Source organism: Mycobacterium sp., from assembly GCF_040509115.1.
Taxonomy (GTDB): Bacteria; Actinomycetota; Actinomycetes; order Mycobacteriales; family Mycobacteriaceae; genus Mycobacterium.
This window is the reverse complement of the sequence record NZ_JBEVLO010000210.1, coordinates 1-21,480: the sequence shown is the minus strand read 5'-3', so window position 1 is coordinate 21,480 and position 21,480 is coordinate 1. Positions and strand designations below refer to the sequence as shown.

The 21,480-nt window shown below is 64.3% G+C and carries 21 protein-coding genes; 4 read left to right on the top strand and 17 right to left on the bottom strand.

What is annotated here, in order from left to right; all coding sequences use genetic code 11:
• The first annotated feature begins 1 nt into the window (after position 1).
• Complete coding sequence (locus ABW137_RS14655) at positions 2-721, top strand: TrmH family RNA methyltransferase (protein WP_526401120.1); 720 nt, start codon at positions 2-4, stop codon at positions 719-721.
• Here the strand turns inward: ABW137_RS14655 and ABW137_RS14650 are convergent.
• The 3 genes from ABW137_RS14650 to ABW137_RS14640 all read right to left on the bottom strand — a co-directional run bounded on the left by ABW137_RS14650 (position 711) and on the right by ABW137_RS14640 (position 3,945).
• On the bottom strand, positions 711-1,955 hold the full coding sequence (locus ABW137_RS14650) for an acyl-CoA dehydrogenase family protein (RefSeq protein ID WP_526401118.1): 1,245 nt from the start codon (positions 1,953-1,955) through the stop codon (positions 711-713). The two genes, ABW137_RS14655 and ABW137_RS14650, sit on opposite strands and share 11 nt — an antisense overlap.
• Before the next feature lie 3 nt (positions 1,956-1,958).
• Complete coding sequence (locus tag ABW137_RS14645) at positions 1,959-3,032, bottom strand: oxygenase MpaB family protein (protein WP_526401116.1); 1,074 nt, start codon at positions 3,030-3,032, stop codon at positions 1,959-1,961.
• 196 nt (positions 3,033-3,228) lie between these two features.
• Positions 3,229-3,945: a TetR/AcrR family transcriptional regulator gene (locus ABW137_RS14640; protein WP_526401114.1), complete on the bottom strand. Its 717-nt coding sequence runs from the start codon at positions 3,943-3,945 to the stop codon at positions 3,229-3,231.
• A gap of 455 nt (positions 3,946-4,400) precedes the next feature.
• Here ABW137_RS14640 and ABW137_RS14635 point away from each other — a divergent pair, with 455 nt between their 5' ends.
• The gene (locus ABW137_RS14635) at positions 4,401-5,183 is read left to right on the top strand and encodes an RNA polymerase sigma factor (protein WP_526401112.1); all 783 of its coding nucleotides are present in this window, start codon (positions 4,401-4,403) and stop codon (positions 5,181-5,183) included.
• A gap of 145 nt (positions 5,184-5,328) precedes the next feature.
• Here the strand turns inward: ABW137_RS14635 and ABW137_RS14630 are convergent, their stop codons facing one another.
• The 10 genes from ABW137_RS14630 to ABW137_RS14585 all read right to left on the bottom strand — a co-directional run bounded on the left by ABW137_RS14630 (position 5,329) and on the right by ABW137_RS14585 (position 14,676).
• Positions 5,329-6,489 (bottom strand): acyl-CoA dehydrogenase family protein, encoded by a 1,161-nt coding sequence (locus ABW137_RS14630; RefSeq protein ID WP_526401110.1) that lies wholly within the window; start codon positions 6,487-6,489, stop codon positions 5,329-5,331.
• A gap of 459 nt (positions 6,490-6,948) precedes the next feature.
• Positions 6,949-7,128: a hypothetical protein gene (locus tag ABW137_RS14625; protein WP_526401108.1), complete on the bottom strand. Its 180-nt coding sequence runs from the start codon at positions 7,126-7,128 to the stop codon at positions 6,949-6,951.
• A 621-nt stretch (positions 7,129-7,749) separates the two neighbouring features.
• Complete coding sequence (locus ABW137_RS14620) at positions 7,750-8,235, bottom strand: MarR family winged helix-turn-helix transcriptional regulator (protein ID WP_526401106.1); 486 nt, start codon at positions 8,233-8,235, stop codon at positions 7,750-7,752.
• Between the two features lie 73 nt (positions 8,236-8,308).
• Positions 8,309-9,106 (bottom strand): hypothetical protein, encoded by a 798-nt coding sequence (locus tag ABW137_RS14615; RefSeq protein ID WP_526401104.1) that lies wholly within the window; start codon positions 9,104-9,106, stop codon positions 8,309-8,311.
• Positions 9,107-9,426: 320 nt separating this feature from the next.
• Positions 9,427-10,335 (bottom strand): alpha/beta fold hydrolase, encoded by a 909-nt coding sequence (locus ABW137_RS14610; RefSeq protein WP_526401102.1) that lies wholly within the window; start codon positions 10,333-10,335, stop codon positions 9,427-9,429.
• A gap of 26 nt (positions 10,336-10,361) precedes the next feature.
• Complete coding sequence (locus ABW137_RS14605) at positions 10,362-11,879, bottom strand: amidohydrolase family protein (RefSeq protein ID WP_526401100.1); 1,518 nt, start codon at positions 11,877-11,879, stop codon at positions 10,362-10,364.
• On the bottom strand, positions 11,876-12,451 hold the full coding sequence (locus ABW137_RS14600; RefSeq protein WP_526401098.1) for an NADPH-dependent FMN reductase: 576 nt from the start codon (positions 12,449-12,451) through the stop codon (positions 11,876-11,878). Before ABW137_RS14600 ends, ABW137_RS14605 begins: the two co-directional genes overlap by 4 nt.
• A 7-nt stretch (positions 12,452-12,458) precedes the next feature.
• Positions 12,459-12,863: a cupin domain-containing protein gene (locus ABW137_RS14595; RefSeq protein WP_526401096.1), complete on the bottom strand. Its 405-nt coding sequence runs from the start codon at positions 12,861-12,863 to the stop codon at positions 12,459-12,461.
• A gap of 26 nt (positions 12,864-12,889) precedes the next feature.
• A complete protein-coding gene (locus tag ABW137_RS14590) occupies positions 12,890-13,807 on the bottom strand; it encodes a VOC family protein (RefSeq protein ID WP_526401094.1) in 918 nt (305 codons plus the stop codon).
• Positions 13,804-14,676 (bottom strand): fumarylacetoacetate hydrolase family protein, encoded by an 873-nt coding sequence (locus ABW137_RS14585; RefSeq protein ID WP_526401092.1) that lies wholly within the window; start codon positions 14,674-14,676, stop codon positions 13,804-13,806. The genes ABW137_RS14590 and ABW137_RS14585 overlap by 4 nt, the downstream gene beginning before the upstream one ends.
• Positions 14,677-14,855: 179 nt before the next feature.
• Here ABW137_RS14585 and ABW137_RS14580 point away from each other — a divergent pair, with 179 nt between their 5' ends.
• Complete coding sequence (locus ABW137_RS14580; RefSeq protein WP_526401090.1) at positions 14,856-15,557, top strand: GntR family transcriptional regulator; 702 nt, start codon at positions 14,856-14,858, stop codon at positions 15,555-15,557.
• A 24-nt stretch (positions 15,558-15,581) separates the two neighbouring features.
• Here the strand turns inward: ABW137_RS14580 and ABW137_RS14575 are convergent, their stop codons facing one another.
• The 4 genes from ABW137_RS14575 to ABW137_RS14560 all read right to left on the bottom strand — a co-directional run bounded on the left by ABW137_RS14575 (position 15,582) and on the right by ABW137_RS14560 (position 20,063).
• Positions 15,582-16,940, bottom strand: coding sequence for an amidohydrolase family protein (locus tag ABW137_RS14575; protein ID WP_526401088.1), 1,359 nt, complete (start codon positions 16,938-16,940; stop codon positions 15,582-15,584).
• Positions 16,941-17,002: 62 nt separating this feature from the next.
• A complete protein-coding gene (locus tag ABW137_RS14570) occupies positions 17,003-18,046 on the bottom strand; it encodes an ABC transporter permease (RefSeq protein WP_526401086.1) in 1,044 nt (347 codons plus the stop codon).
• Positions 18,043-19,665, bottom strand: a complete 1,623-nt coding sequence (locus ABW137_RS14565) for a sugar ABC transporter ATP-binding protein (protein ID WP_526401084.1) — start codon at positions 19,663-19,665, stop codon at positions 18,043-18,045. The genes ABW137_RS14570 and ABW137_RS14565 overlap by 4 nt, the downstream gene beginning before the upstream one ends.
• The gene (locus ABW137_RS14560) at positions 19,599-20,063 is read right to left on the bottom strand and encodes a cupin domain-containing protein (RefSeq protein ID WP_526401082.1); all 465 of its coding nucleotides are present in this window, start codon (positions 20,061-20,063) and stop codon (positions 19,599-19,601) included. The genes ABW137_RS14565 and ABW137_RS14560 overlap by 67 nt, the downstream gene beginning before the upstream one ends.
• A 215-nt stretch (positions 20,064-20,278) precedes the next feature.
• Here ABW137_RS14560 and ABW137_RS14555 point away from each other — a divergent pair, with 215 nt between their 5' ends.
• Entirely contained in the window at positions 20,279-21,439 is a 1,161-nt protein-coding gene (locus ABW137_RS14555) for a sugar ABC transporter substrate-binding protein (protein WP_526401080.1), read from the top strand.
• Positions 21,440-21,480 lie beyond the last annotated feature (41 nt).

The following is a 21,480-nucleotide window of genomic DNA, read 5'->3' as shown; positions in this document are numbered from 1 at the left end:
GCTGCGCCACGTGGGCCGAAGGCGTTCTGGGCAGTTTCTCGCCGAGGGCCCGAACCTCGTCGAGACCGCCCTTGCGCGCGGCCTCGTCGCCGACGTCTTCGTCACCGAGGCCGCACAGCTCCGGTTCGAGGAGCTACTCAGCGGTGTCTCGGTCCATTTGGTGACCGAGCGGGCAGCGAAGTCGCTGTCAGACACCGTGACTCCCGTCGGCCTCGTCGCCGTGTGCAGGATGCCGGATGCCCGGTGGGACGACGTTCTCGCCGCCGATCCGAAGCTGGTGCTGGTGGCCGTCGACACCTCCGAGCCCGGCAATGCGGGAACGCTGATCCGCATCGCCGATGCGATGGGCGCCGACGCGGTGGTGCTCGCGGGCGACGGCGTAGACCCCTTCAACGGCAAGTGTCTTCGCGCCTCGGCGGGAAGCATCTTCGCGGTGCCGGTGCTGTCAAACCCGGACGGCCCCGGCGTGGTCGAGGCGCTGCGGGGCGCCGGTTTGCGCGTGCTCGCCACCACCCTCGACGGAGAACTGTCCCTGGACGACGCGGAGTTGACCGCACCAACCGCGTGGCTGTTCGGTTCTGAGGCCCACGGACTGGCGCCGGAGCTCGCGGCGCTCGCCGACGACCGAGTTCGGATCCCGATGGCCGGTGGCGCAGAGAGCTTGAACATCGCTGCGGCCGCAGCGATCTGCCTCTATCAGAGCGCGCGCGCTAGTCGCTGAGCAAGCCTCTGGCGACGTGGGTGATCTGCACCTCGTTGCTGCCCGCGTAGATCATCAACGACTTGGCGTCGCGCGCCAGCTGCTCCACCCGGTACTCGGTCATGTATCCGTTTCCACCGAACAGTTGGATCGCCTCCATGGCGACGTCGGTAGCGGCTTGCGAGCAGTACCACTTCATCGCCGAGGCCTCGGCGAGCGAAATCGGCGCACCGCTCTGCGTCGCTTCGATTACGCGGAACAGCATGTTGCGCACGTTCATCCGCGCGACCTCCATGCTGGCCAACTTGAGCTGGATGAGTTGGAACTGTCCGATGTCCTTGCCCCACAGCGTTCGCGACTTGGCATAGTCGACCGACAGGCGTAGGCACTCCTCGATGACGCCCAACGCCATGGCGGCGACACCGATGCGCTCGGCGGAGAAGTTGGACCTGGCGCTGTCGCGGCTATCCGTTTCGTCGGCCCCTTTCTCCTCAGCCTCGCCGAGCAGCCGATCGCGGCCGAGGCGCACGTCGTTGAAGAACAACTCGCCGGTGCGCGAGCTGTGAATCCCCATCTTGCGGAATGGCTTCGACTGCACGAAGCCGTCCATGCCCTTGTCGAGTACGAACGTGAGCACCTTGCGGTCTCGCTTGCTCGCGCCGTCCTTCTCGTCCAACTTCGCGTAGACGACCGTGACGTCGGCGTCGGGTCCGTTGGTGATGAACGTCTTCTGTCCGTTCAGTACATAGTCGTCGCCGTCGCGCACCACGTAGGACTTCATGCCGCCGAACGCATCAGATCCCGAATCGGGCTCGGTGATGGCCCATGCGCCGACCTTCTCGTAGGTGACGAGTTCCGGCAACCAGCGTTCTTGCTGCGCAAGGGTTCCGCGCGACGCGATGGTCGGCACGGTGAGCCCAAGGCTGACGCCCATGCCCGTGACCACACCCATGCACACGCGGCAAAGCTCGCTGACCACCACATAGCCCATGCCGGCCTGGTCACCGCCACCACCCAACATGCCGCCGGACGACGAGGAGCGGGCCGACTCACCGTTGCGCAGCTTCGCCAGACGCTTCTCCAGCGCATCCTTGGCCATCGCATCGATGCCGAACGTGGCGAACAGCTTTCGGATGATGGGGTAGGGCGGCATGGCGCCGCTCTCGAGTTCGTCCAGATGCGGCCGCACCTCCTTGTCGACGAAGTCGCGGACCGCATCGCGGACGGCGACGTCGACGTCAGACCATTCGAGCATTCGTCAGGCAGCCCTTCGGGGTTTGTGCCGCCCCCGCGCAGGGCGCATGCCTGCGAGGGAGAACGTGGTGTGCACCAGGGATCCGGCGCGTTCGATGAGCGTCTTTCCCGTCGGCACGTAGTGCATCGGCAGGTCGCGGCGTTCGCGCGGGGGCCCCATGAAGGTCAGGGCCTCGACGAGTGGGGCGTCGGCGGGGGAGCGGCCGGCGGCCCGCTTGTAGGCCGCCAGAGCCCGCGGGTGCAGTCGGACCTCGTCTGGCACCGCGACGAACGCGAGTTGAACGAACTTGCCGAACAGTCGCAGTAGCACTTCGTCGCCGGGTGTCCAACGCAGGCCCGCCTTCTCGCGGACCGTGGGGTCGAAAAGCCCTGCGGCAATCCATCGTTGGCCCGCGAGCACGGGCCGGAACAGCTGATCCCACACCGGCGTCGGCATCGCGACGAACCACGGCTTGGGGATGCGGATGGAGAAGATGTCGAGCGTGGCGCGGTTGATCTCGAGTTCGTCGCGGCACGTGGCCTCCCAGTAGTCCTGGAAGTCCTCCCACGTGGCGGGAACGGGTCTGGTGCTCATGCCGTACATCCGGTACCACTGCACGTGTTCGTCGAATAGCTGCCGCTTCTCGCCTTCGGTCAGCCCGCCGCAGAAGTACTCGGCCGTCTTGAGGATCAGCATGAAGAACGTGGCGTGCGCCCAGTAGAAGGTCTCCGGGTTCAGGGCGTGGTAGCGGCGGCCCGCGGCGTCGGTGCCCTTGATGGTCTCGTGGTAGCCGCGGATCTGGGCGCCCGTCTGCGCGGCGCGGTCACCGTCGTAGACCACCCCCATGATCGGGTACACCGAGCGCGCGACGCGCTGCAGCGGCTCCTTGAGCAGGATGGAATGGTCTTCGACGCCCGCTCCGAGCTCGGGATACATGGTCTGGATGGCGCCGATCCACACGCCCAACAAGCCCGTCCGGAGGTCGCCGAAGTACTTCCACGTGAGGGAGTCGGGGCCGAGGGGATCGGCCGCGGCGGCGTGCGCGCGGGCACTGGTCGCGGTCCCAGTCGATCTCGCGGTCGGCGATCTCGCGGTCATCGTGTCCTCGCAGCGTCTGAAATCACGGATGTTCGGCCACGATAGGCTTGACAACGCACGTTGTCTACGATTTGGGGCCGCCCCTCGGCGCGCCGTTACCGTTCCGGGACACGACGCGCGTTGTCGGGTGCCAATCGACCTGACGCATGGCCGCTACGCGCCTACTCGGGATCGCAGCGGTTGCGAGCCCACTACGTCAACGTGGCCGTCTGTCGGCGATACGGTTTAGCCACTCCGCCATGAGGCTGCGCTCAGCCGGTGTCAGCGGAAGATCGTCGTCCCCGAGGGATTGCCGCAGCGCTGTGGCACGGCCGGCCAACGTGCTGCGCGCTCTGCCCGATGACGGCCTGCCCATGATGCTTGCGATGGCGTTCTCACGGGCGATGTCGCTCAACTCCTGGTCGCGCCGGGCGACGGGAACGGCAATCTGCGTGATTATGAAACCGACACCGCAGGACTGGAACAGTTCCGTCGCACGCTCGACACTCATGCGCAATTTGCCTTCGTCGGCGATTCGAGCAATCGCGCCCTGCAGCAAGTCCACCGTTGTCTGCGCGGCCGCCGAAATCGCTTCGCCCCGTCGTGCGTGCCCGTAAATCAAGGCGAAGCACTCTGGCTGCGCGAAGCCGAACGCCACGAACAGGTCCCACAGTCGCCGCAGATCGGCGACTGCATCGCCCGAATGCCTCAGAAGCCTACGTTTCTTGGCTATGTAATCCTCGAGAACGTACAGCGTGACCGCTTCGAGAAGACCGCTCTTGTCGCCGAATCGGCGATAGAGGACCGGGGGTTGCGTACCTGCGGCGGCGGCCACCGCGCGGGTGGACACTGCCTCGAGGCCTCCCTCACGCAGAAGCTCGGCCGCTGCCTCCAACAAGCGATCAGAGGTGGAGGCGTTCGCGTCGATCGGCATGTTACCAACGATAACATCGAGGCATCAGCTCCGACGCTCTTCGGCAGGGGTCTTTCTCGCCGTTCTCGAACAACGGATGGCGAAAGCTCATCGGATCGGCTCCGGCACGATGAGAGTGCCAGGGTGTCGTTAGTCCACATGGGTTGCGCGACAACACTGCTGGCACGACAACACTGCTGGCACTCCTACGCGTGAACGCGCTCCCATCGGCTTCACAGAAAGCAGTGTTACCGTCGATATCGTCCGAGCAATATCGACTGAAACTCCTCGTAGCAGGCGGAGGCGGGAATTGAACCGCGCGATGACGTGGGCAACTGTACGGAAAGGTCAGTCCCACTGGCGGACCCGCCGCCACCAGACAGCAGGCATCGTTTGTGAAGCCCCAGCTACGGGGCTCACAAAGGGCGCACTCGGACATGACATCCGCCGGGCAGGAGACGACCCCCATGTGTGCAATGCGACAGCTAGATCAGCAAGAGAACATCGGAAACACCGGCAACCGGCTGCCGAGCGGACCCGCTCAGCCTTGCGGAGTTGGCCGCCGCCCCGAGAGCGGCGAAGGCCACGACAAAGCTTCAGCCAAGATTGCGGACCATGAACGTAGCAGCAAGAACGAACGATTTGTTCGCGAGACCGAGGCGGTACGCGACTTCCTCATCGCAAACGCGACCCGGCTGACCCGTCAACGCGCCGACGCCGAAGACCTAGTGCAAGAGACGTTGGTCAAGGCCTACGCATCCTTTCACGGATATCGCGAGGGAACACAGCTCAAGTCTTGGCTCGCGCGAATCATGACCAACGCTTGGATCGACAAGTACCGCTCATCACAGCGGCGTCCCGCAGAACGACTCGGCCTCGATGTCACCGAGATGTCATCGACCGACGAAAGATCGCACGTCCGGCACGGTTCAGAAGCCAGGTCCGCAGAAAGCAAAGCGCTGCAAGCGCTACCGAGCGAGGCCGAACTGGCCTTGTGCAGGCTGCCTGACGATCTCCGCGAAATCGTCTACTACGCATGCATCGCCGAGTACCGCAACACCGAAATAGCCGTCATGCTGGGCATCCCGGTGGGGACGGTGGGCTCACGACTGCATCGCGGGAAGGCCATGCTTCGCGAAGCCCTGGCCGGTCCGGATGGTGCTCGCGGTGCGGGTGTCCCTGGAGCCGCACGGGTGCATGACCAATTGAATCGGACGCCAAGTTCTTTGAACCGTGACGCATTGCGGCGTGCCTGCTGACGAAGGGCCGCGAGTACCTAACCCTCGTGGTCAAACCCCGCCTGGTCTGGGCCCATCCTGGTCGAGAACGCGCCGCGACGTCGTTCGCGACGCCGAAGGCGATGGTTGAGGCTGCCTGTCGTTCTTGATCAGAGATCGTTCGTGATCAGAAGAGAGGTAGAGCCGGGTCCATGCCGAGACGCACTCGGCCCGCCGCTTCCAGGTACATTGCCGACTGGTTGGCATGCTGCGCCGCCGCCATGCCGTCGCGGAAGAACCGTTCGATCGGGTTGGACCGATAGAGCGCCGAGGAACCGGCCACCTGATACATGTTCACCAGGGCCTCGCGGCTGACGTCGGCGGCGTAGGTCATCGCCGCGCGCAAGGCCGCTCGCTGTTCGATGGTGACCATCGCGTCCCGCTCGCCGGCTTCGTGAATTTCGGTAGCGGCTGACAGCAGCAGGAGCCATGCGGCGTCGATGCTGGCTTGCGCCTTCGCAATGAGATAGTGAACTCGGGAAGCGTCGGCGACGACCCCTCCGACGATGGCCGGCTTGGTGCGCACCAGCGTGACCGTCTCGTCGATTACCCGCGCCGTGACACCCAGGGTGACGGCGCTGCAGCCAGCGAACACCAGAGCGGGAAGGAAGCCGCGGTACAGCGGGCGGTCGATGCGCGCCGGAGCGTCGAGTGGCGCGGTGAGATCCGAGGGCACGAAGACGGCGTCACCAACGACATTTCTGCTGCCGGTCGCCCGCATGCCCGTAACGTCCCACGTGCCTTGGATGTCGACTTGATCTGTGGCGATTGCGAAGACGCGGATGTCCGGTGTGCCGGAGGCGGTGATCTGGGGTTGCCCGTCGGCAACGACCGCCCCGACCGCGATGAACCAGTCGGCTTGGCGGATTCCGGTGACGATCTTCCAGTTCCCGGTGACGCGGTAGCCTCCATCGGTCCGCTCGGCGGTGCAGGGAATACCGGAGTTGGCGAAGACCGGCTCGGTGCCGTCCTTCCAAATGCTTTCGTTACCTTCGTCATCGAGGATGGCGCCGACGAATCCGAAGTTGGCGTTCCACACCTGGAGTCCTACCGACCCGTCAATGCGGCCGAAGCGTTCATACACCGACAGCACCGTTGGCAAGGGCGTTTCCGAGCCCCCGAATTCACGTGGGGTCAGGAGTCGAAACGCGCCGGCGTCGCGCAGCTCGGTGTGCAGGCTGACTGGGATGTCGCCGTCCTGATCGCCTTGCGCGGCGTTGGTCTCTATTGAGGGGCGCAGGAGTTCGGGGAGGTCGAGAACGTTCGCCGTCTCAGCGTGAATGGTCATACGGTTGAAGACGCGCGCAGTCCTCGAATCGTTCGCCCCATCCCATGAAAGTACGGTTGAGCCAATGGTGTTGGCGGTCGCTGTGTTGGCTGACGCTGTGTCGGCTGACGAGGCGTCGGATCTCCAGCAGGCACTTGGGTCCGGGCCGGGATCGCCCGATTCCGATCGGCCACGGTAGCCAAGAAGTGTCGCCACGCTACGAGCCGAGGCGACGTTGGGAAGGCCATGCACGACGACATCATCGGATGCGTTGAGCCGCAGCGGGAAGACTGACACCGACCGGGCCGCGATCGACCACCTGATTACAACCGATGGTCGGCACGCACCCCATCCTCGCCCATCCACTGGTCGAAGGATGAGACTACAGCTCGACGGATTCCAAGTACCCTACTGTCGAACAATGCGTGCAGTGCGCCCGACCAGTGCCCATTTCGACGGCCTGCAGATGCGACGTAGATCTCAGACGAGCTGCGAGTTCGGGTCGAGCCCTGCGAGCACCCGTCCGTAGGCCTCGTCACCAGTGTTGGGCTGGATGGCGCCATGCTGGTGCAGGACATTGATGTCGCGGAAATACCGCTGTATGTCGGCAGCAAGCAGAGTCTGTGACGCACTGCTGGCCTCGAGAGCTGATTGACCCAAGCTCGGGAAAGGCTCGCGATGTGACCGACGTATGCGCGGGCTTGTGTTCGTTCCATGATCGACGCCGTTGTTGAGCTTGGCGATACAGCGAGCTCAGCCGACTCGTGAACGTCTCGGCGGCATCGAGGTCGTACTGCGTTTTGGCCAGTTGGTGATGCAGCAGCGGGGCCTCGGCGGCCACTGCGAGCTGCGCACGGTCAATGTCGCCGCGTTGTCGACGGGAGCCATCGACGCCCTGTTAACGGCGGGCTCGATCAGGACCAGTCCGCTCAGGGCGGTTTCCCTACACCAATTCCATGGCGCGTCGACGCGCTGCCCGGTGGCTACCCCAGCATCCTCGGGCCGGGCCAACGGACCCAAGCCGACGCCGCTTACGGGCCAAACGCGCAGCGGCTACTCGCCAGCAAGAGCCTGTGGGACCGCACCAATGTGTTCAAGGCAACGCCACTTCCCACACCACTTCCCACCCGCGTGTGACCTAGGCGTTCGCCCGTTGCCGCCGATCATGGCCGGTCGACGGTGGCCTCGGACTCATACCGTGCTGACCGAGATCTACCGTGCTGCCCAAGAGTCCTACACGCATACCGGTTGCCGCGCAGTCGGCTTCACGACGCGGCTTCTTCAGGAGTGGTTGTGGTTCGCCTCGGCAATGGCGGTCAGGGCCGCGGTGAGGGCAGCGCGAACGTCAGTCGGCACGTGAGCCAGGACGTACTCGTGGGCGAGTCGCTGATGGTGGGGCATTGCAGCCTTGACCCTCTCTCGTCCTTCGTCGGACAGCACCGCCAAAGCTGCGCGCTTGTCCCGCACGTCCGGTTGACGCCGGCACCAGCCGTGCGAGGTCAACGCGTCGAGCGCGCGGCTCACTCGGCTGGGTGACAGGCCGATCGCGGCGGCCAATTCACTGACCCGCGCAGTCGTGTCCGGCGCTTCACTGAGTGCATCTAGGATCGCGAACTCGGTCATGGTGAGTCCGGTGTCCCTGACCATGGCTTCGTCGAGAAGCCGCGGCAATCGTTGGGTCACCCGTCCCAACGCCCGCCACAACCCCACTTCTTCACCGGTCCGCGCCGCATGACCCGCAGTGGTGTGCTCCGCAGCGATTTCCATATTGAAACTCGTTCCTGCTCTATGGTCTTTCGTTTCGGTCGCAGCCCGGATGTTGTTCCAGTGGGCGCTTATCCTAGGCGGCGATGACGGCGGCTACGTCGAAGTAGTGCGGACGGAACCCAGCCACGTCCAGCCAGTACTGTTCACCGTCGGTGAAGCCGGGCCGGGTGAGCAGGTCGTGGAATTCGTCGAAACCAGTCCACAGTCCAAGGTTGATGACGCGACGACCGTCGAGACTCCGGTGGAAGTTGATCGCGATCAACCCGGGCGTGCCGAGGGAGTTGGGAGCGTGGCGGCGAGCCAGGTCGAGCATTCGTTGCTGGTCAGTGGCATCGACGGTGAACACCCCGAAGTGTGCTCGTGGTGTCTGGCTCAACGCGACCGCGCTGACTGCGTTGGGTGCGCTGAAGTCAACGGCGAAGGTGCGAGCATCGACGGCCACCAAGCCGGACAGGGCAGGGGCTGTCGACCATTCCGGGCTGATGACGTGCGGCGGTTCGGCCTGGGATCGCCACTGGCTATAGACCACCAATTCGCCGTGACGGCCTGCCAACAGCACCGCCCCCACGAAATCCTCGCGACGGGACAAGGTTTCGCGGGCGTAGGTGACGGCTTTATCGACGTGGTGCCGCGGCGTTGACGCAGGGTCGCTGCCGGGGGGTGAGGCCAGGTGCGTGGACATGTCGATTCCTCGAGGCGCGGCACTGGTGGCGAGGAGCCCGTCCCCTGCTGACGGAGCCGGAACGGCGAACCGCTCGATGGCGGTGACCAGGTCGGTATCAGCACCAATCTTTACGATCTCCTCGCCGGGGTGGGGCAGGCTGGCGTGTGGTGCACTCGTCGTTCCGCTGGGGGCGTGGATGTTGTTCACGGTGGACGACTCCTTCAGTCTGGCCGGTGTCCTCGACACCAAGGCAATTACGTGCGTGCGCACGCAACTATATACCGACCCGGGGCTACGTGTTGCAAGTAACGGGGTGGCTGGCAATGAAACGACAACGACTCGAACGAATTCGGCCGCAGCGCGCAGATCCAGGTGCGCTGTCCCTCGATCACGATGCTGCGGACACTTCGCGCCACCGCCGAGCCGTGCCCGACCACTGCGACCGGCTCTGATCGACCAGGATCGGTTCGCACGGCCGCGACGGCTTCTCGTGTGGACCGGACGGGGCGTGGTGCTGAGCCAGACCGCTAGACCGCGTTTTCGAGGTGTTCTTGTAGAAACCCTACGAGTGCCGCCGCGGTCTCTTTCGGGCTCTCTTCGGCGTTGAAGTGCCCGCCTGGAACCTCGATGCCTCGGACGCTCGGCAGAAAGGTGCGTTGCCAGATCTCGGTCGGCTTTTCTGGTGCCCGGCCCAGAAATGCCTCACCCCAGATGACCAGAGAGGGGCAGCGGACGACGGCGCCCTTGGCCAGGTCGGCGCGGTCGAGTTCGGGGTCGATGGTGGCGCCGGCGCGATAGTCCTCACAGTAGGCGTGGATGTGCGCCGGGTCGCTCCAATCTCGGCGGTAGCTGGACAGCACGACTTCGTCGAAGTCGTCCAAGGTGCCTGCCATCGTGTGCTCGGCCATCAACCGATCGAGGGATTGCTCCGTCATCGACGCCTCGGCGGCCGGTCCCTCCTGCGCGAAAGTTCGCCAGTGCGGCGTGAACTGAGGGTCGTCGGCCATGCGATCCCAGATGAGCGACGCTGGGTAGTTGTCGAGCACCACCAGACTCTTGACGACCTCAGGGCTGTCGAGGGCCATGCGGTAGCCGATCAGAGCACCCCGGTCATGCCCGATCACTGAGAAGCGCTGATGTCCGAGTTCGGCCATGAAGGCGACCACCTCGGCGGCCAGGACGCGCTTGGAGTACGCATGATGATCGGCGTTACCGGGGGGTGTCTCTGAGCGGCCGTAGCCTTTGAGGTCCAGGCACACGACGCGGAAGCGCTCGGCGAGGGCCGGTGCCACTTGATGCCAGCAGAGATGCGACTGAGGAAAGCCGTGTAGCAGGACCAGCGGCGCGCCGCCTGGTGGGCCGCCCACTCGGGCGAACAGCTTGACGTCGTTGACGTCGGCTGTGATGGACTCGAAACCGGGGAAATGATCGGTCACGGGAATCTCTCTGTTGTGGGTTGATCTCAGAAGTCCTGGAACGTCAACGAATCGAGCCGGGAGGATTCCTGGGAGCCGTCGACATGTGCCCTCAGCGATCGTTCTCGAACGGTCGAGAACGACGGCGGCGCTAGCGGGTTCAGCTGCCATCCCACGGCGGCCGCGATACGGTCTCGTGATTCTTCGATCTCTGCTGCGAGTGCCGACACGTCAACGTCGATCATCTGCCCGGCCCACTTGCGGGGCTGGCCCGCGACGAAAACTGAATCCACTGTGGCGCTGTCGATTCCCTGGACCACCGTGCCGAACGCGTTGTTAAAGGGCAGGTTGACCAGCGATTTGGCCCGAAGGAGCAGTAGGTCGGCTTGGAGACCCGGACCGAGGCGTCCGACGGTGCCCTCGAGGCCCAGATGTTGCGCACCGTTCACGGTAGCCATGGCTACTACGTCGCGGCTTGTCATCAGGGGCGGTAGATCCTCATCGCCGTGGAATCGGCGCGAGGCGAGCATCATGCGTTGCATCGCCATGGTGGCGCGCATCTGGGTGAACATGTCCCCGGCCAGGGTCACCTCGACGTCGGTGCTCAGGCTGGGTGACAACCCCAGGTCGCGGCACCGTTGAATGGGCGGTATTCCGGTGGCGATGCCGATGTGTTGATCGGAGGTGGTGGCCAGGGTGACATTGACGCCCTGATCCGTGATCGCCTGCCACACGTCATCGCTGAGATCGGTGCAGTGGATGAGCGTGACATCAGGCCCCAATGCCCCCACCTGGGCCAAGTCGTAGAGCTCGCTGGAGGCGCGCGGTCCCAGCACACCGTCAAAGGTGATCGCCAAGCCGGCTTCGCGGGCGTACGCGAGCAGTCGATCGGTGGGCCACACCCGTTTGATGTCCAGGCCCATGCGGAGGGTCACCAGGCTGTGGTCACCGGTGCAGTGTTGGTCTCGGAGGCGCAGCAGGTCGTGCGGCCACTGTTCTTCCCAGGCGCCGGCGTTGGGTGCCGCCGACGCGTGTACCACCCGTCCACCCGCTTGCGCGTACGCGTCGAAGACCGCGTCGCTGTGCGCGCGGCTCCGCGAATTGTGGGAGAAGTCAAGAACGGTGGTTATGCCACTGTCCAGGGCACTGAGCATGCTCACCAGCGTGCCGATCCGCATGTCGTCGGGTGTGTAGTGCAGTGCCATCCCGCCGTGGATGCTGGCTACGTAGGCGTCGAGATCGGCATCGGCGATCAAACGCCGGAATGCCGTCTGCCAAGCGTGCCGGTGCGCATCGACGAGGCCGGGCATCAGAATGAGGTCGCTGCAGTCGATCGTGACGGCGTCACCTACGCGCGGGTCGCCCGAAAGGTCGGCGGAGACGGCAACGATGGTGCCGTCCTGGACAAGCACATCGCCGCACGAGAGTTCCGGCACAGCCGGATTCATCGTGATCACCGTGGCACCCTGGAACCACAGGGGCTTCGCTTTGACCTCCGCCAGGAAGGCGTTCACGTCGAGCGGCCGCCCCGGTCCGAAGTGGGCAGCTGAATCGCGCGCCCTCATGTGGTGACTCGCAGACCTTGCAGTGCGGAGCTGACCCGCGCCAACTCGTCGAGCAGCTGTTCGGCTGCACTGTCGAGCGCCTCATCCGATCGCAGCCTGCCATCGGCATCGATCAGCTTCTGGACGAACGAGATATACACCGCTTCGAACACCGGGGTCATCTTCAGCGTCGTCACCACCTGCTTGAGCATCTGCACCGCTCGGGCACCGCCAGCGGCCCCACCGTAAGCGACGAATCCCACTGCCTTGTGGTTCCATTCGCGGTAGAGGTGGTCCAGGGCGTTCTTCACCGGAGCGGTGTAGCCGTAGTTGTATTCCGGCGTCACGATCACGTACGCATCAGCCTTGGCGATCGTCTCGCTCCATCGCCGGGTGAGGTCCTGGGTGTATTCGCCCAGCCGCGGATGCTTGGGCTCGCTAAGCATCGGCAGCTGCCAGTCGAGCAGGTCCACCATGGTGACCTCGAAGGCGTCGTGCTGTTCGGCCATTCCGCGGAACCAGGCCGCGACGGGCTCGCCGGCCCGGCCCGGACGGGTGCTGCCGATGATGATGTGCAGCCGCAGCTTGTTCACCCGAATCTCACAGACCGGTCAGCACCACAGGAGCAAGTTCCACGTCGACGTGCTGTGACCCCTGACCCTCGTAGCTCTGGGCAAAGCAGAACGCCCTGAAGAGCTGGTCGCCATCGTTGAGCAACATGTGTGGCGTGTTCGGCGGTGTGTAGATGAGCTCGCCCACCTCGATTCGCTTCGCCTCTTCGGCCACCTGCATGATCCCGGAACCCTCGAGCACGAACCAGTATTCGTGAGTGGGGTGGCGGTGCGCCTTCAACGTGGCCCCCGGCTGCACCTCGAACACCGAGATCAGACCCAGATAGGTCCCGCTGGTAAGGTCTTGGAACTGCTCCTTCTCGATGAGATACGTCGAGGCAGCGGTTCCCTGGTGCTCGGCGACTGCCTGCTTGGCGACGCTCCACGTGTGCATGCGTTGGGTCCTTTCGGTTTTCGGAACTAGGTGTGTGTGCCGACCATGAGGACGGCGAGGTCGTCGGGGGCCAGGAATGACGGGGGCGGCGGCGGGCCCCAGTTGAACAGCCCCTTGGCGCCTTCCAGCACCTCGGGTGTCCAGATCTCGTCATCGGGGATACAGTCCATGTCCGAGTAGTATTCGGAGAAATTGCCTGCCGGGTCTTTGAGGTACCAGAAGAAGTTGGATCCGGCGTGGTGTCGTCCGAGCCCCCAGACGTGTCGTTCCGGGTTGTCCTCGAGCATGGCCGAAGCGCCCCGGCCGATCTCGTCGACATCGTCCACCTGCCATGAGGTGTGGTGCAGGAAATTCACCGGCATCTGCAGCAGCATCACATTGTGGTGGTCGGTCGAACAGCGCAGGAACACCCCGTGTTCGCCTGCGGCATCACTGACCTTGAACCCGAGGCCCGCGGTGAAGAACCTTCTGGTGGTGGGCATGTCGATCGAGCCGACGACGGCATGGCCGAGTTTCTTCGGACGCACCGGGCCGTCCCGGAGAATACCGGGGGAGCGGGTGCCGACGCGCTCGAATCGGCCGGGGCCGTTGTAGCTGGGCGCAGACACCGCAATCTGCTCCAGATGCGGCATCACTTCGACCGTGACCCTTATGTCGGTCACCGGTTCGAGAGACGAAACGCCTCCGGCCACGGAGGCGGTGAGAAAGCCCTCCGCCGTGAGACTTTGGGTGATCCGAGCGATGTCATCAAGGTCGTCGCAGCCGACCACCATACCGAGCAGGCGGCGCCGCGGGCTCTCGACGATGGTGAGTTGGCGTCCTCCCTCGACTGTGGAGAACACCCCGTTGCCTTCGTGGCAGAGGCCGAAGTCGCGGTAGTAGCCGACGGTCTCGTCGACATTGGGCACGCCAATGATGACTCGGGCCAGTCGGTGCAGGCTCATGCGGCATTCTCGCCTTCTGGTCGCAGGTCGGTCACGAACGTCTGGCGAATCTCCCCGATCCCCTCGACCCACGATACGAGTTCGTCGCCTTCCTGAAGCCAGACCTGTGGACTACGGCCCAGACCGACACCGGCGGGAGTGCCGGTGAAGATGAGATCCCCGGGATACAGCGTGACGATCTGCGAGAGCTTCGCTACCAGTGCAGGCACCGTGAAGACCAGATCCTTGGTGCGGCCGCGTTGCATCTCCGTGCCGTTGATCGAGCAACCCAGTTCCAGGTCGTCCGGGTCGGAGAACTCGCCGACGGGGACCACCCACGGTCCCGTCGGCCCAAAATTCGGAAACGACTTGCCGAGACTGAACTGTGGTGCGGGACCAGCAGACTGAGCCTTGCGCTCCGAGATGTCCTGTCCGACGGTGAGTCCCGCGACATGAGACCACGCCTTGCTCTCGGCGATGTCCGTGCCCGTACGGCCGATCACCGCGACGAGTTCGACCTCCCAGTCGGTGTGGCCTCCTGCGGGCAGTTGGACACTGGTGTCCGGACCGGCCAGGCACGACACGAACTTGGTGAACACAGTCGGTTGATCGGGCACCGCAAACCCGGACTCCGCGGCATGATCGCTGTAGTTCAGTCCGATGGCGAAGATCTGGCGCGGCGCGGGCACCGGAGCGCCGAGCATCGCCGGATCGAGTGTCTTGACCGTGGAGATGTCCGCGGCGTCTGCCCATTCGAGAAACTCGTCCCAGTGCTCATAGACCGCACTCGGATCCGAACTGAAGCGTCCGAGCGAGCTCTCGGCGACGTCGAGGTAGGTACCCGTTTCTCCGATGAGAACGAGGCGACCGTCGAGATTGCCGACCTTCATGTACTGCGCTCCTCACTGTGACGACGGCTACTGGGAACATCACACCGCGTGACGTTCGACAAGTCAAGTGACATTCGAATATTAGCTTCGAGTTCGAAGTCCCGTTCAAGCGTGCTGGTTGTGGCGGTCTCGCTGAGGTAGCATTCGACAACTGCAGAAATATTCGAATCGGGGATGTCATGGCGGGTAAGTCCACAGGCCAGGAGCGTGTGCACTCGCAGGTGCGCGCCGACATTCTCGGCGGCCGGCTGCATCCCGGTCAGCGACTGCGCTTCGCCCAGCTGTGCGAGGACTACGGCGCCAGCGTCGGTGTGGTCCGGGAGGCGATGTCGCGTCTGGCCGAACAGGGCCTGGTCACCGCGGAAGCCCAGCAAGGGGTCAAGGTGGTGTCGATCTCACGGGACGACCTCATCCAGTTGACGCAGGCCCGCGTGTGTGTGGAGACATTTGCGCTCAGGTTGGCTATTGCGGAGGGCGACTTGGCCTGGGAGTCGCAACTTCTGGCATCCCATCACGCGTTGGAACACACACCGATGCTGGCCGAGGGTGGCACACCCCACCTCGACGATGCGTGGTCGGTGGCGCACGCAGAGTTTCACGCGAACCTGTTGAGCGGCAGTTCCAATCTGCGGCTGTGTTCCATCGCTGCCAATCTGCGGGACTCGGCCGAGATCTACCGTCGCTGGTCGGTGAGTGAGGTCCAGGGGGTGGTCCGAGACATCGCCGCCGAGCACCGCGCAATTCTTGAGGCAACGCTGGAACGTGATGCCGGCCGTGCTACGGCGCTTCTGCAACAGCACTTCGAGCTCACGACGAAACTGCTGTTGGACTCCGATCTGGTCGAGGATCCCACCGACGGTGCCCTGTCGACCGGAACGTGATTCGTTGTCCCGGCCGACACGGGCCTACCAGCCGTGGCCCGCAGGAAGCTGCGGCGCCGGAACGGGAATGAACGTGCCGTCAGGCTGTCTCGTCTGATCGGCCAGTCGGCGCTTGGTCCGGTTCAGTGCGTCCCGCTGCCGCGGCCAGGCATCAGCGAGCAAGACACCGGCCCGTTTGACGATGGTGCCCGCGACCATCACGGTGTCGATATCGGCCGCCGAGGATTGGGTGATCACCGCGGCTTCCGGGAAGTCCTCTGCCCAGCCGGCCAAGTCGGGACCCGTGGTGCGGAACAGGACCAGGTCCGCCTCCTTGCCGACTTCGATGGTGCCGATATGGTCTTGCATGCCCAAGGCTTTCGCGCCGTTAAGGGTGGCCCATTCGAGGGCTTCACTCGACGTCACCGACAGCAAGGCCGGGTTCTCCCCGCGTGCGAGTTCGACCTCCGCGTCGGCAAGACAGACGGTCTGCAACCCCAGCCGCGCCTGCGACACGATCCCGCCCCCGCAACAACCCACCGAATCCACTCCGAGTGTGGGCGACAGGCCGAACAGCCGTTGTTTACGAAGCGTCGGCTCACCGAGGGCCATGCCTATCTCGACTTCCACGCCTACGCAGATCGCAGCGCCACGTTCGCGCACCAACTCGTATTCGCGATCGTTGCTCGTGTTGGCGTGGACCAACACGGTGTCGGAGTCCAAGAGACCCGCATCCTCGAGCATCTGGATCTCGCCGACCCCATTGCGTACCGCGTTGCTGTGCAGGGTCAGCTGGGCTCCGTACTCGCGGGCCAGCCGGAACTGTTCGGAGACGACGCCGATGGGCGCCATGAACAACTCCACCGGGGCGACTCCCAGCCGAACCAGTGACTTTCCTGGAGCCAGCATTCCATCGTTTAGCTGGGCCAGGATCGAACGGTACTGCTCGGTTTCGGAGAACACCCGAGGAGCCAAAGGTGCCTGACCCATGCCCAGTCCGTAGACACCCCGAACGCCCGCATCAACCATCGCCTGCGCGCCCGCGAACGCATGTTCAGGCGTATTGACGTTGTGCTCGTACCCCAGCACTGTCGTCACCCCATTGTTGAGACACTCGAGGCTGCCCGCATACGTGGCGTTGTAAGTGTCGTCGGCGGTCATGTGCGGGGCGATGTGCAGTCTGATCCCTACCATGTACTGCAAGGTGGACCAGTCCGCGAAGATGCCACGTACAGCGGTTTGCCACAGATGCCGATGGGTGTCGACGAACCCCGGCGTGAGGATGCCACCCGCTGCGTCGATCTCGGTCGCGTCTTGGGCCTCGAGTGCGGTGCCGATCGCGGCGATCCGGCCCTCCTCGACCAACACGTCGGTATCGCTGAGATTTCCCAGACCGGGCGCCATAGTGACGACACACGCGTGTCGGAAAACTGTTCTCACGTCTGGGTTTCCGTTCTCGAACCGGTTCACGAACCCATCACCGCCACACCGGTGCGGCGGCGACGGAACACCGCTGACAAGCCGACGGCGACAATCACCGCCAGACCGTTGAAGACGTCGGTGATCCACGGTTGGACACCCATGAGCGACAAGCCGCTGATGGTGGTACCGACGAAGAACAATCCGATGAGGGCCCCGACGAGGTTGTAGGTGCCGGGCCGAATGGTGGTGGCGCCGAGAAAGACCGCGGCCAAGGCGGGGAGCATGAAGCCAATGCCGCCGACCTGCGGATTGCCGTTGCCCTGGCTGGCGATCTGCAGGATGCCCGCGACGCCGGCGAGAAATCCCGCACCGACGAAGCTGGCGAGCACGATTCGCCGGGTAGGCAGGCCGGTCAGGCTGGCGGCTTTTTCATTGGAGCCGACGGCAGCGAAGTAGCGGCCGAGCGTCGAGTATTCGAGCAGCACAAGGACGGCCGCACCGATGACGAGCATGATCACGAACAACAGTGGTACACCGAGGAACAACTGGTTGCTCAAGCCCGTGATGGTGGGGGACAGGCCGGCACTGATCGGGATACCCCCGGTGTAGGCCTGCACGATCCCGGCGATCACCGTGGAGGTACCCAGCGTGGTGATGATCGAATTGATGCCGAGGAATGACACCAGCAAGCCGTTGACAAGGCCGATCAGGCTGCCGAGGGCCACCGAGACCAACATCGCCACGACCGGATTCACGCCGAACTGAGACATGGCTCCCGCCACCGCGATCGAACAGAGTCCGACGTTGGCGCCCACCGAGATGTCGAAACGACCGGTGACCAACGGCAAGATCAGTGCCATCGCGACCACCGCGAGCACGGATCCAGAGATGGCGACGCTGCGAAAGTTCGCCGCCGTCGGGAAGATCTCGGGCCGCAGCATCGAGAACACGATGATCACGCCGAGGAACAGTGCCACCAGTCCGAACCGCTCGATCAGATCGGCCAGCACGGATTTCTGTGCGGTGCGGTCTGCGAGGGTGGGTGGAGACTTGGTGGTGCCCGTGGCGTGGGATTCGAGGGTGCTCATGCGTTGTATTCCTTTGCTGAGAAGACCATTTCGGTGAGGAAGCTGCTCTCCACCTCGTTGCCGGTGACTTCGCCCGTGATGCGACCGCCGTTGAGGATGAGGACACGGTCGGACATGTCGGCGAGTTCTTCGAAGTCGGAGCTGACGAGGATGGCGGCGGCACCTTCGCACACTGCGTGGGCGATCAGGCGATACGCGTCAGCGCGGGCACCGACGTCGACCCCCTGGGTGGGTTCGTCGAGCAGCAGGATGGCCGGGTTGCGTCGCATCCAGCGCGCGAGCACCACCTTCTGCTGGTTGCCGCCGGACAGCGAGGACATCAGTGCGCTGTCTCCGGCGGTCTTGATGCCGTAGGCCTCGATGCACTCGGTTGCCGCCCGCCGCTCCCGCGTGTGCCGCAGGATGCCTGCGGCACTGAACCGTGCCACGTCGGCCGCCGAGAGGTTCTCGCGCACCGACAGTTCGAGGAAGGCTGCATCGGTGTCCCGATGCTCGGGAATGTAGGCGACACCGAGATCCATGGCGGCACGCACCGAGGGGATGCTGACCTGACGGTCGCCCACGGTGATGATGCCGGCGGTCGCGGGGTTCATTCCGAAGAGGCATTGCAACAGCTCGCTGCGCCCGGAACCGAGGAGCCCAGCGATGCCCAGTATTTCGCCGGCCCGCAACGTGAGCGAGACATTGTGGACACCAACAGCATTCACCTGCTCAAGCTGCAGCGCCACAGGTGCATCCGAGGTGGCGCCGATGGATGGGTGAACGGCGTCGAGGGAGCGACCCACGATGAGCGATATCAGTTCCGGTTCGGTGAGGCCGTCCGTCGTTCTGGTGACGACATGCCGACCGTCACGCAGCACGGTGACGTCGTCGCAGACGTCGAGCACCTCATCTAGGCGGTGACTGATGTAGATGACGGCGACACCGGTGCTGGTGATCGTTCGCATGGCGTCGAGGAGGATGGCGACCTCCTGGCGGGGAAGGGCGGCGGTGGGCTCGTCGAGGATGACGGCCGCGATCTCACTACGCCCTTCCAGGTGGTCCTGCAGCGCGCGTGCGATCGCCACCATGGTCTGGTCGGCCAGGCGAAGATCCTCCATCTTGGTGTCGGGGGTCGCGTGGATGGCGAAATGATCGAGCAGGCGCTGCGCACGGGCACGCAGCCTGCGTCGATCCACGATGCCCAGCCGGGCGGGGATTTGGTCCCCGAGCGCGATGTTCTCGGCGACGGTCAGATCGGGGAAGATTCCCGGATTCTGGTGGACGAACCGCAGGCCCGCCGTGCGCGCCCACGCCGCACCCACCTGATCGCTGGCGATCTGCGCACCGTTGACCTCGACGATGCCGCCGGGGTCGGCGGACTGCACGCCCGCGATGCTCTTCACCAGAGTGCTCTTGCCGCAGCCATTTCCACCGACTAGGCCGTGGACTGTGCCGCGCCGCACCTCCAAACTGACTCCCTTGAGCGCCTTCCCGCCCGGATAGGTCTTCTGCAAATTACGGAGGCTGATCGCTGGTAACTCGCGAGGGACGGCCTCGGCGACAGGCGTGCTCACAATGACACGTCGTACTGCTCGGCCAGGCGTGCGGCGAGGTCGGGGGACTGACGAATCTTCCATTCGGCGGCCAGTTGCGGAGCCTGAGCCAGCGCCTCTCGCGCCGTCAGATCGCCCATCGCCATGAAGTAGTGCTCGAAATCGCCGGGGGAGGTGATCTCCAGTATCTCGACTTCCTCGTTGGTGCTGTTCCACACCGAATGGACGAGGCCGCGTGGTCGCACGGCGATCTCACCGGCGCCTACCGTCCACTCCCGCTGACCCACCAGCACCCCCAGCTGCCCTCGTAAGACGATGGCCACCTGATCCTCGTTCTCATGAGCATGGGGAAGCATCAGGACTGCGGGCGGAATGATCTGGCGGACAACGCTGTACGCGTTGGCCACTTGATCGGCCAGGATCTCGAACGTTGTGGGCAGCTTGCCAACCATGACTTGCTGGCCGAGCGATGGCACCGGCATGGGGTTCCTCTCTGACGGCAAAGATTTCACGGGTTCTGCGTGACGGGGACCACACAATGCTATACGGTGTCGAACACGCGCGGAAGATTCGAAAAAAGAATTTTTAGTCGAATATTCTCAATCGGGTGACTCGACGCGCGGCGTGGCGCAGTCGTGCCGCGAACCGACCACTCCGTAGTTCTCGCGGCTGCGGTGTCCCATCAGAAGGAGATGACATGGCGGGCATCATCCCGGCGCGCCGGGCAACTGTGGGTGACTTAGTCGCCGCAATGACCGGCGTTGCGTTGATACTGACTGGATGTACGACCATCGCTGCGGAGTCGCAAATCGCGACCAACCTCACCGCAGAACAGCAGAAGATTCTGCAGTCGGGCTATGACGGCGAGGCTCTACAAGAACCGACCGCCGACGGGCCGCCTGCGCAGCGCGGAAAGCGAGTCTGGGCCGTGTCGTGCGGAGAGGCCTATCAAGCCTGCTCGCTGATGTCTTCGGCCTTCGCCGAGGCTGGCCAGCAGCTCGGTTGGGACGTCAATCTGGTTGACGGGAAGGCGGATCCGTCGGTCGCCACCGGATTGATCCGGCAGGCAGTGGCTGCGGGCGTCGACGGAATTGCGGTCTTCAGTTTCGACTGCCCGGGCGTAAAGAGCGGTTTGGAGGCGGCACGGGCCGCTGACGTACCCGTCGTCCAGTTCACGTCCATCGACTGCAATGACGAAGCCTTCGGTTCCGGTGATCCGCTGTACACCGCGGGGCTCAACGTCATGGGATCGACCGAGATCAAGGATTTCTACCTGAAGTGGGGTGCCGCCCGCGCTGACTACGTCGCTGCCCTCATGGGAGGCGAAGGCAAGCTGCTCGAGATCGTCAACACCGACCAGCGTACGCAGCAGTACGCCAATCAGGGTTTCGAGGAACAGTTCGGCAAAGCTTGTCCAGGTTGCGAACTCGTCAAGGTGCCGTTCACGTATGCCCAGGTTCCCCGGGAAGCGACGGCGAAGTGGAACTCGGCACTGATGCAGAACCCGGACGCCAAGGCGGTCGCCACTGGCATCGACTCACTTATGGGGCTGGGATTGCAGTCTGCCCTCAAACAGGCCACTTTCGGCGGCATCGTCGCAGGGGGTGAGGGCCTAAACCTCGATCTGGTGCGCGACGGCATTCAAGACACCGAGACCGTGATCCCCTACGCGTTGGCATCGTGGGGGCTGGCGAACACCCTCAACCGGATCTTCGCCGGAGAGGACCCGACGGCGTTGCCCACCGAGGGAGGCGGCTGGCAGTTCGTCGACGGCGACCACAACTTGCCTGCCGTGGGGCAACCGTGGGAACCGCCCTTCGACTTCCGGGCGCTGTACACGTCGATGTGGACCAGCTGAGCTCAGCCTGACGGTGCTGCCCCAGCGATTCCGCTGGGGCA

Coding starts and splice junctions, on each gene's coding strand:
- ABW137_RS14650 (WP_526401118.1), bottom strand. CDS start 1,955: ATGCTCGAATGGTCTGACGTCGACGTCGCCGTCCGCGATGCGGTCCGC.
- ABW137_RS14645 (WP_526401116.1), bottom strand. CDS start 3,032: ATGACCGCGAGATCGCCGACCGCGAGATCGACTGGGACCGCGACCAGT.
- ABW137_RS14640 (WP_526401114.1), bottom strand. CDS start 3,945: ATGCCGATCGACGCGAACGCCTCCACCTCTGATCGCTTGTTGGAGGCA.
- ABW137_RS14635 (WP_526401112.1), top strand. CDS start 4,401: ATGCGACAGCTAGATCAGCAAGAGAACATCGGAAACACCGGCAACCGG.
- ABW137_RS14630 (WP_526401110.1), bottom strand. CDS start 6,489: ATGACCATTCACGCTGAGACGGCGAACGTTCTCGACCTCCCCGAACTC.
- ABW137_RS14620 (WP_526401106.1), bottom strand. CDS start 8,235: ATGGAAATCGCTGCGGAGCACACCACTGCGGGTCATGCGGCGCGGACC.
- ABW137_RS14605 (WP_526401100.1), bottom strand. CDS start 11,879: ATGAGGGCGCGCGATTCAGCTGCCCACTTCGGACCGGGGCGGCCGCTC.
- ABW137_RS14595 (WP_526401096.1), bottom strand. CDS start 12,863: ATGCACACGTGGAGCGTCGCCAAGCAGGCAGTCGCCGAGCACCAGGGA.
- ABW137_RS14590 (WP_526401094.1), bottom strand. CDS start 13,807: ATGAGCCTGCACCGACTGGCCCGAGTCATCATTGGCGTGCCCAATGTC.
- ABW137_RS14585 (WP_526401092.1), bottom strand. CDS start 14,676: ATGAAGGTCGGCAATCTCGACGGTCGCCTCGTTCTCATCGGAGAAACG.
- ABW137_RS14580 (WP_526401090.1), top strand. CDS start 14,856: ATGGCGGGTAAGTCCACAGGCCAGGAGCGTGTGCACTCGCAGGTGCGC.
- ABW137_RS14575 (WP_526401088.1), bottom strand. CDS start 16,940: ATGGCGCCCGGTCTGGGAAATCTCAGCGATACCGACGTGTTGGTCGAG.
- ABW137_RS14570 (WP_526401086.1), bottom strand. CDS start 18,046: ATGAGCACCCTCGAATCCCACGCCACGGGCACCACCAAGTCTCCACCC.
- ABW137_RS14565 (WP_526401084.1), bottom strand. CDS start 19,665: ATGGAAGATTCGTCAGTCCCCCGACCTCGCCGCACGCCTGGCCGAGCA.
- ABW137_RS14560 (WP_526401082.1), bottom strand. CDS start 20,063: ATGCCGGTGCCATCGCTCGGCCAGCAAGTCATGGTTGGCAAGCTGCCC.
- ABW137_RS14555 (WP_526401080.1), top strand. CDS start 20,279: ATGGCGGGCATCATCCCGGCGCGCCGGGCAACTGTGGGTGACTTAGTC.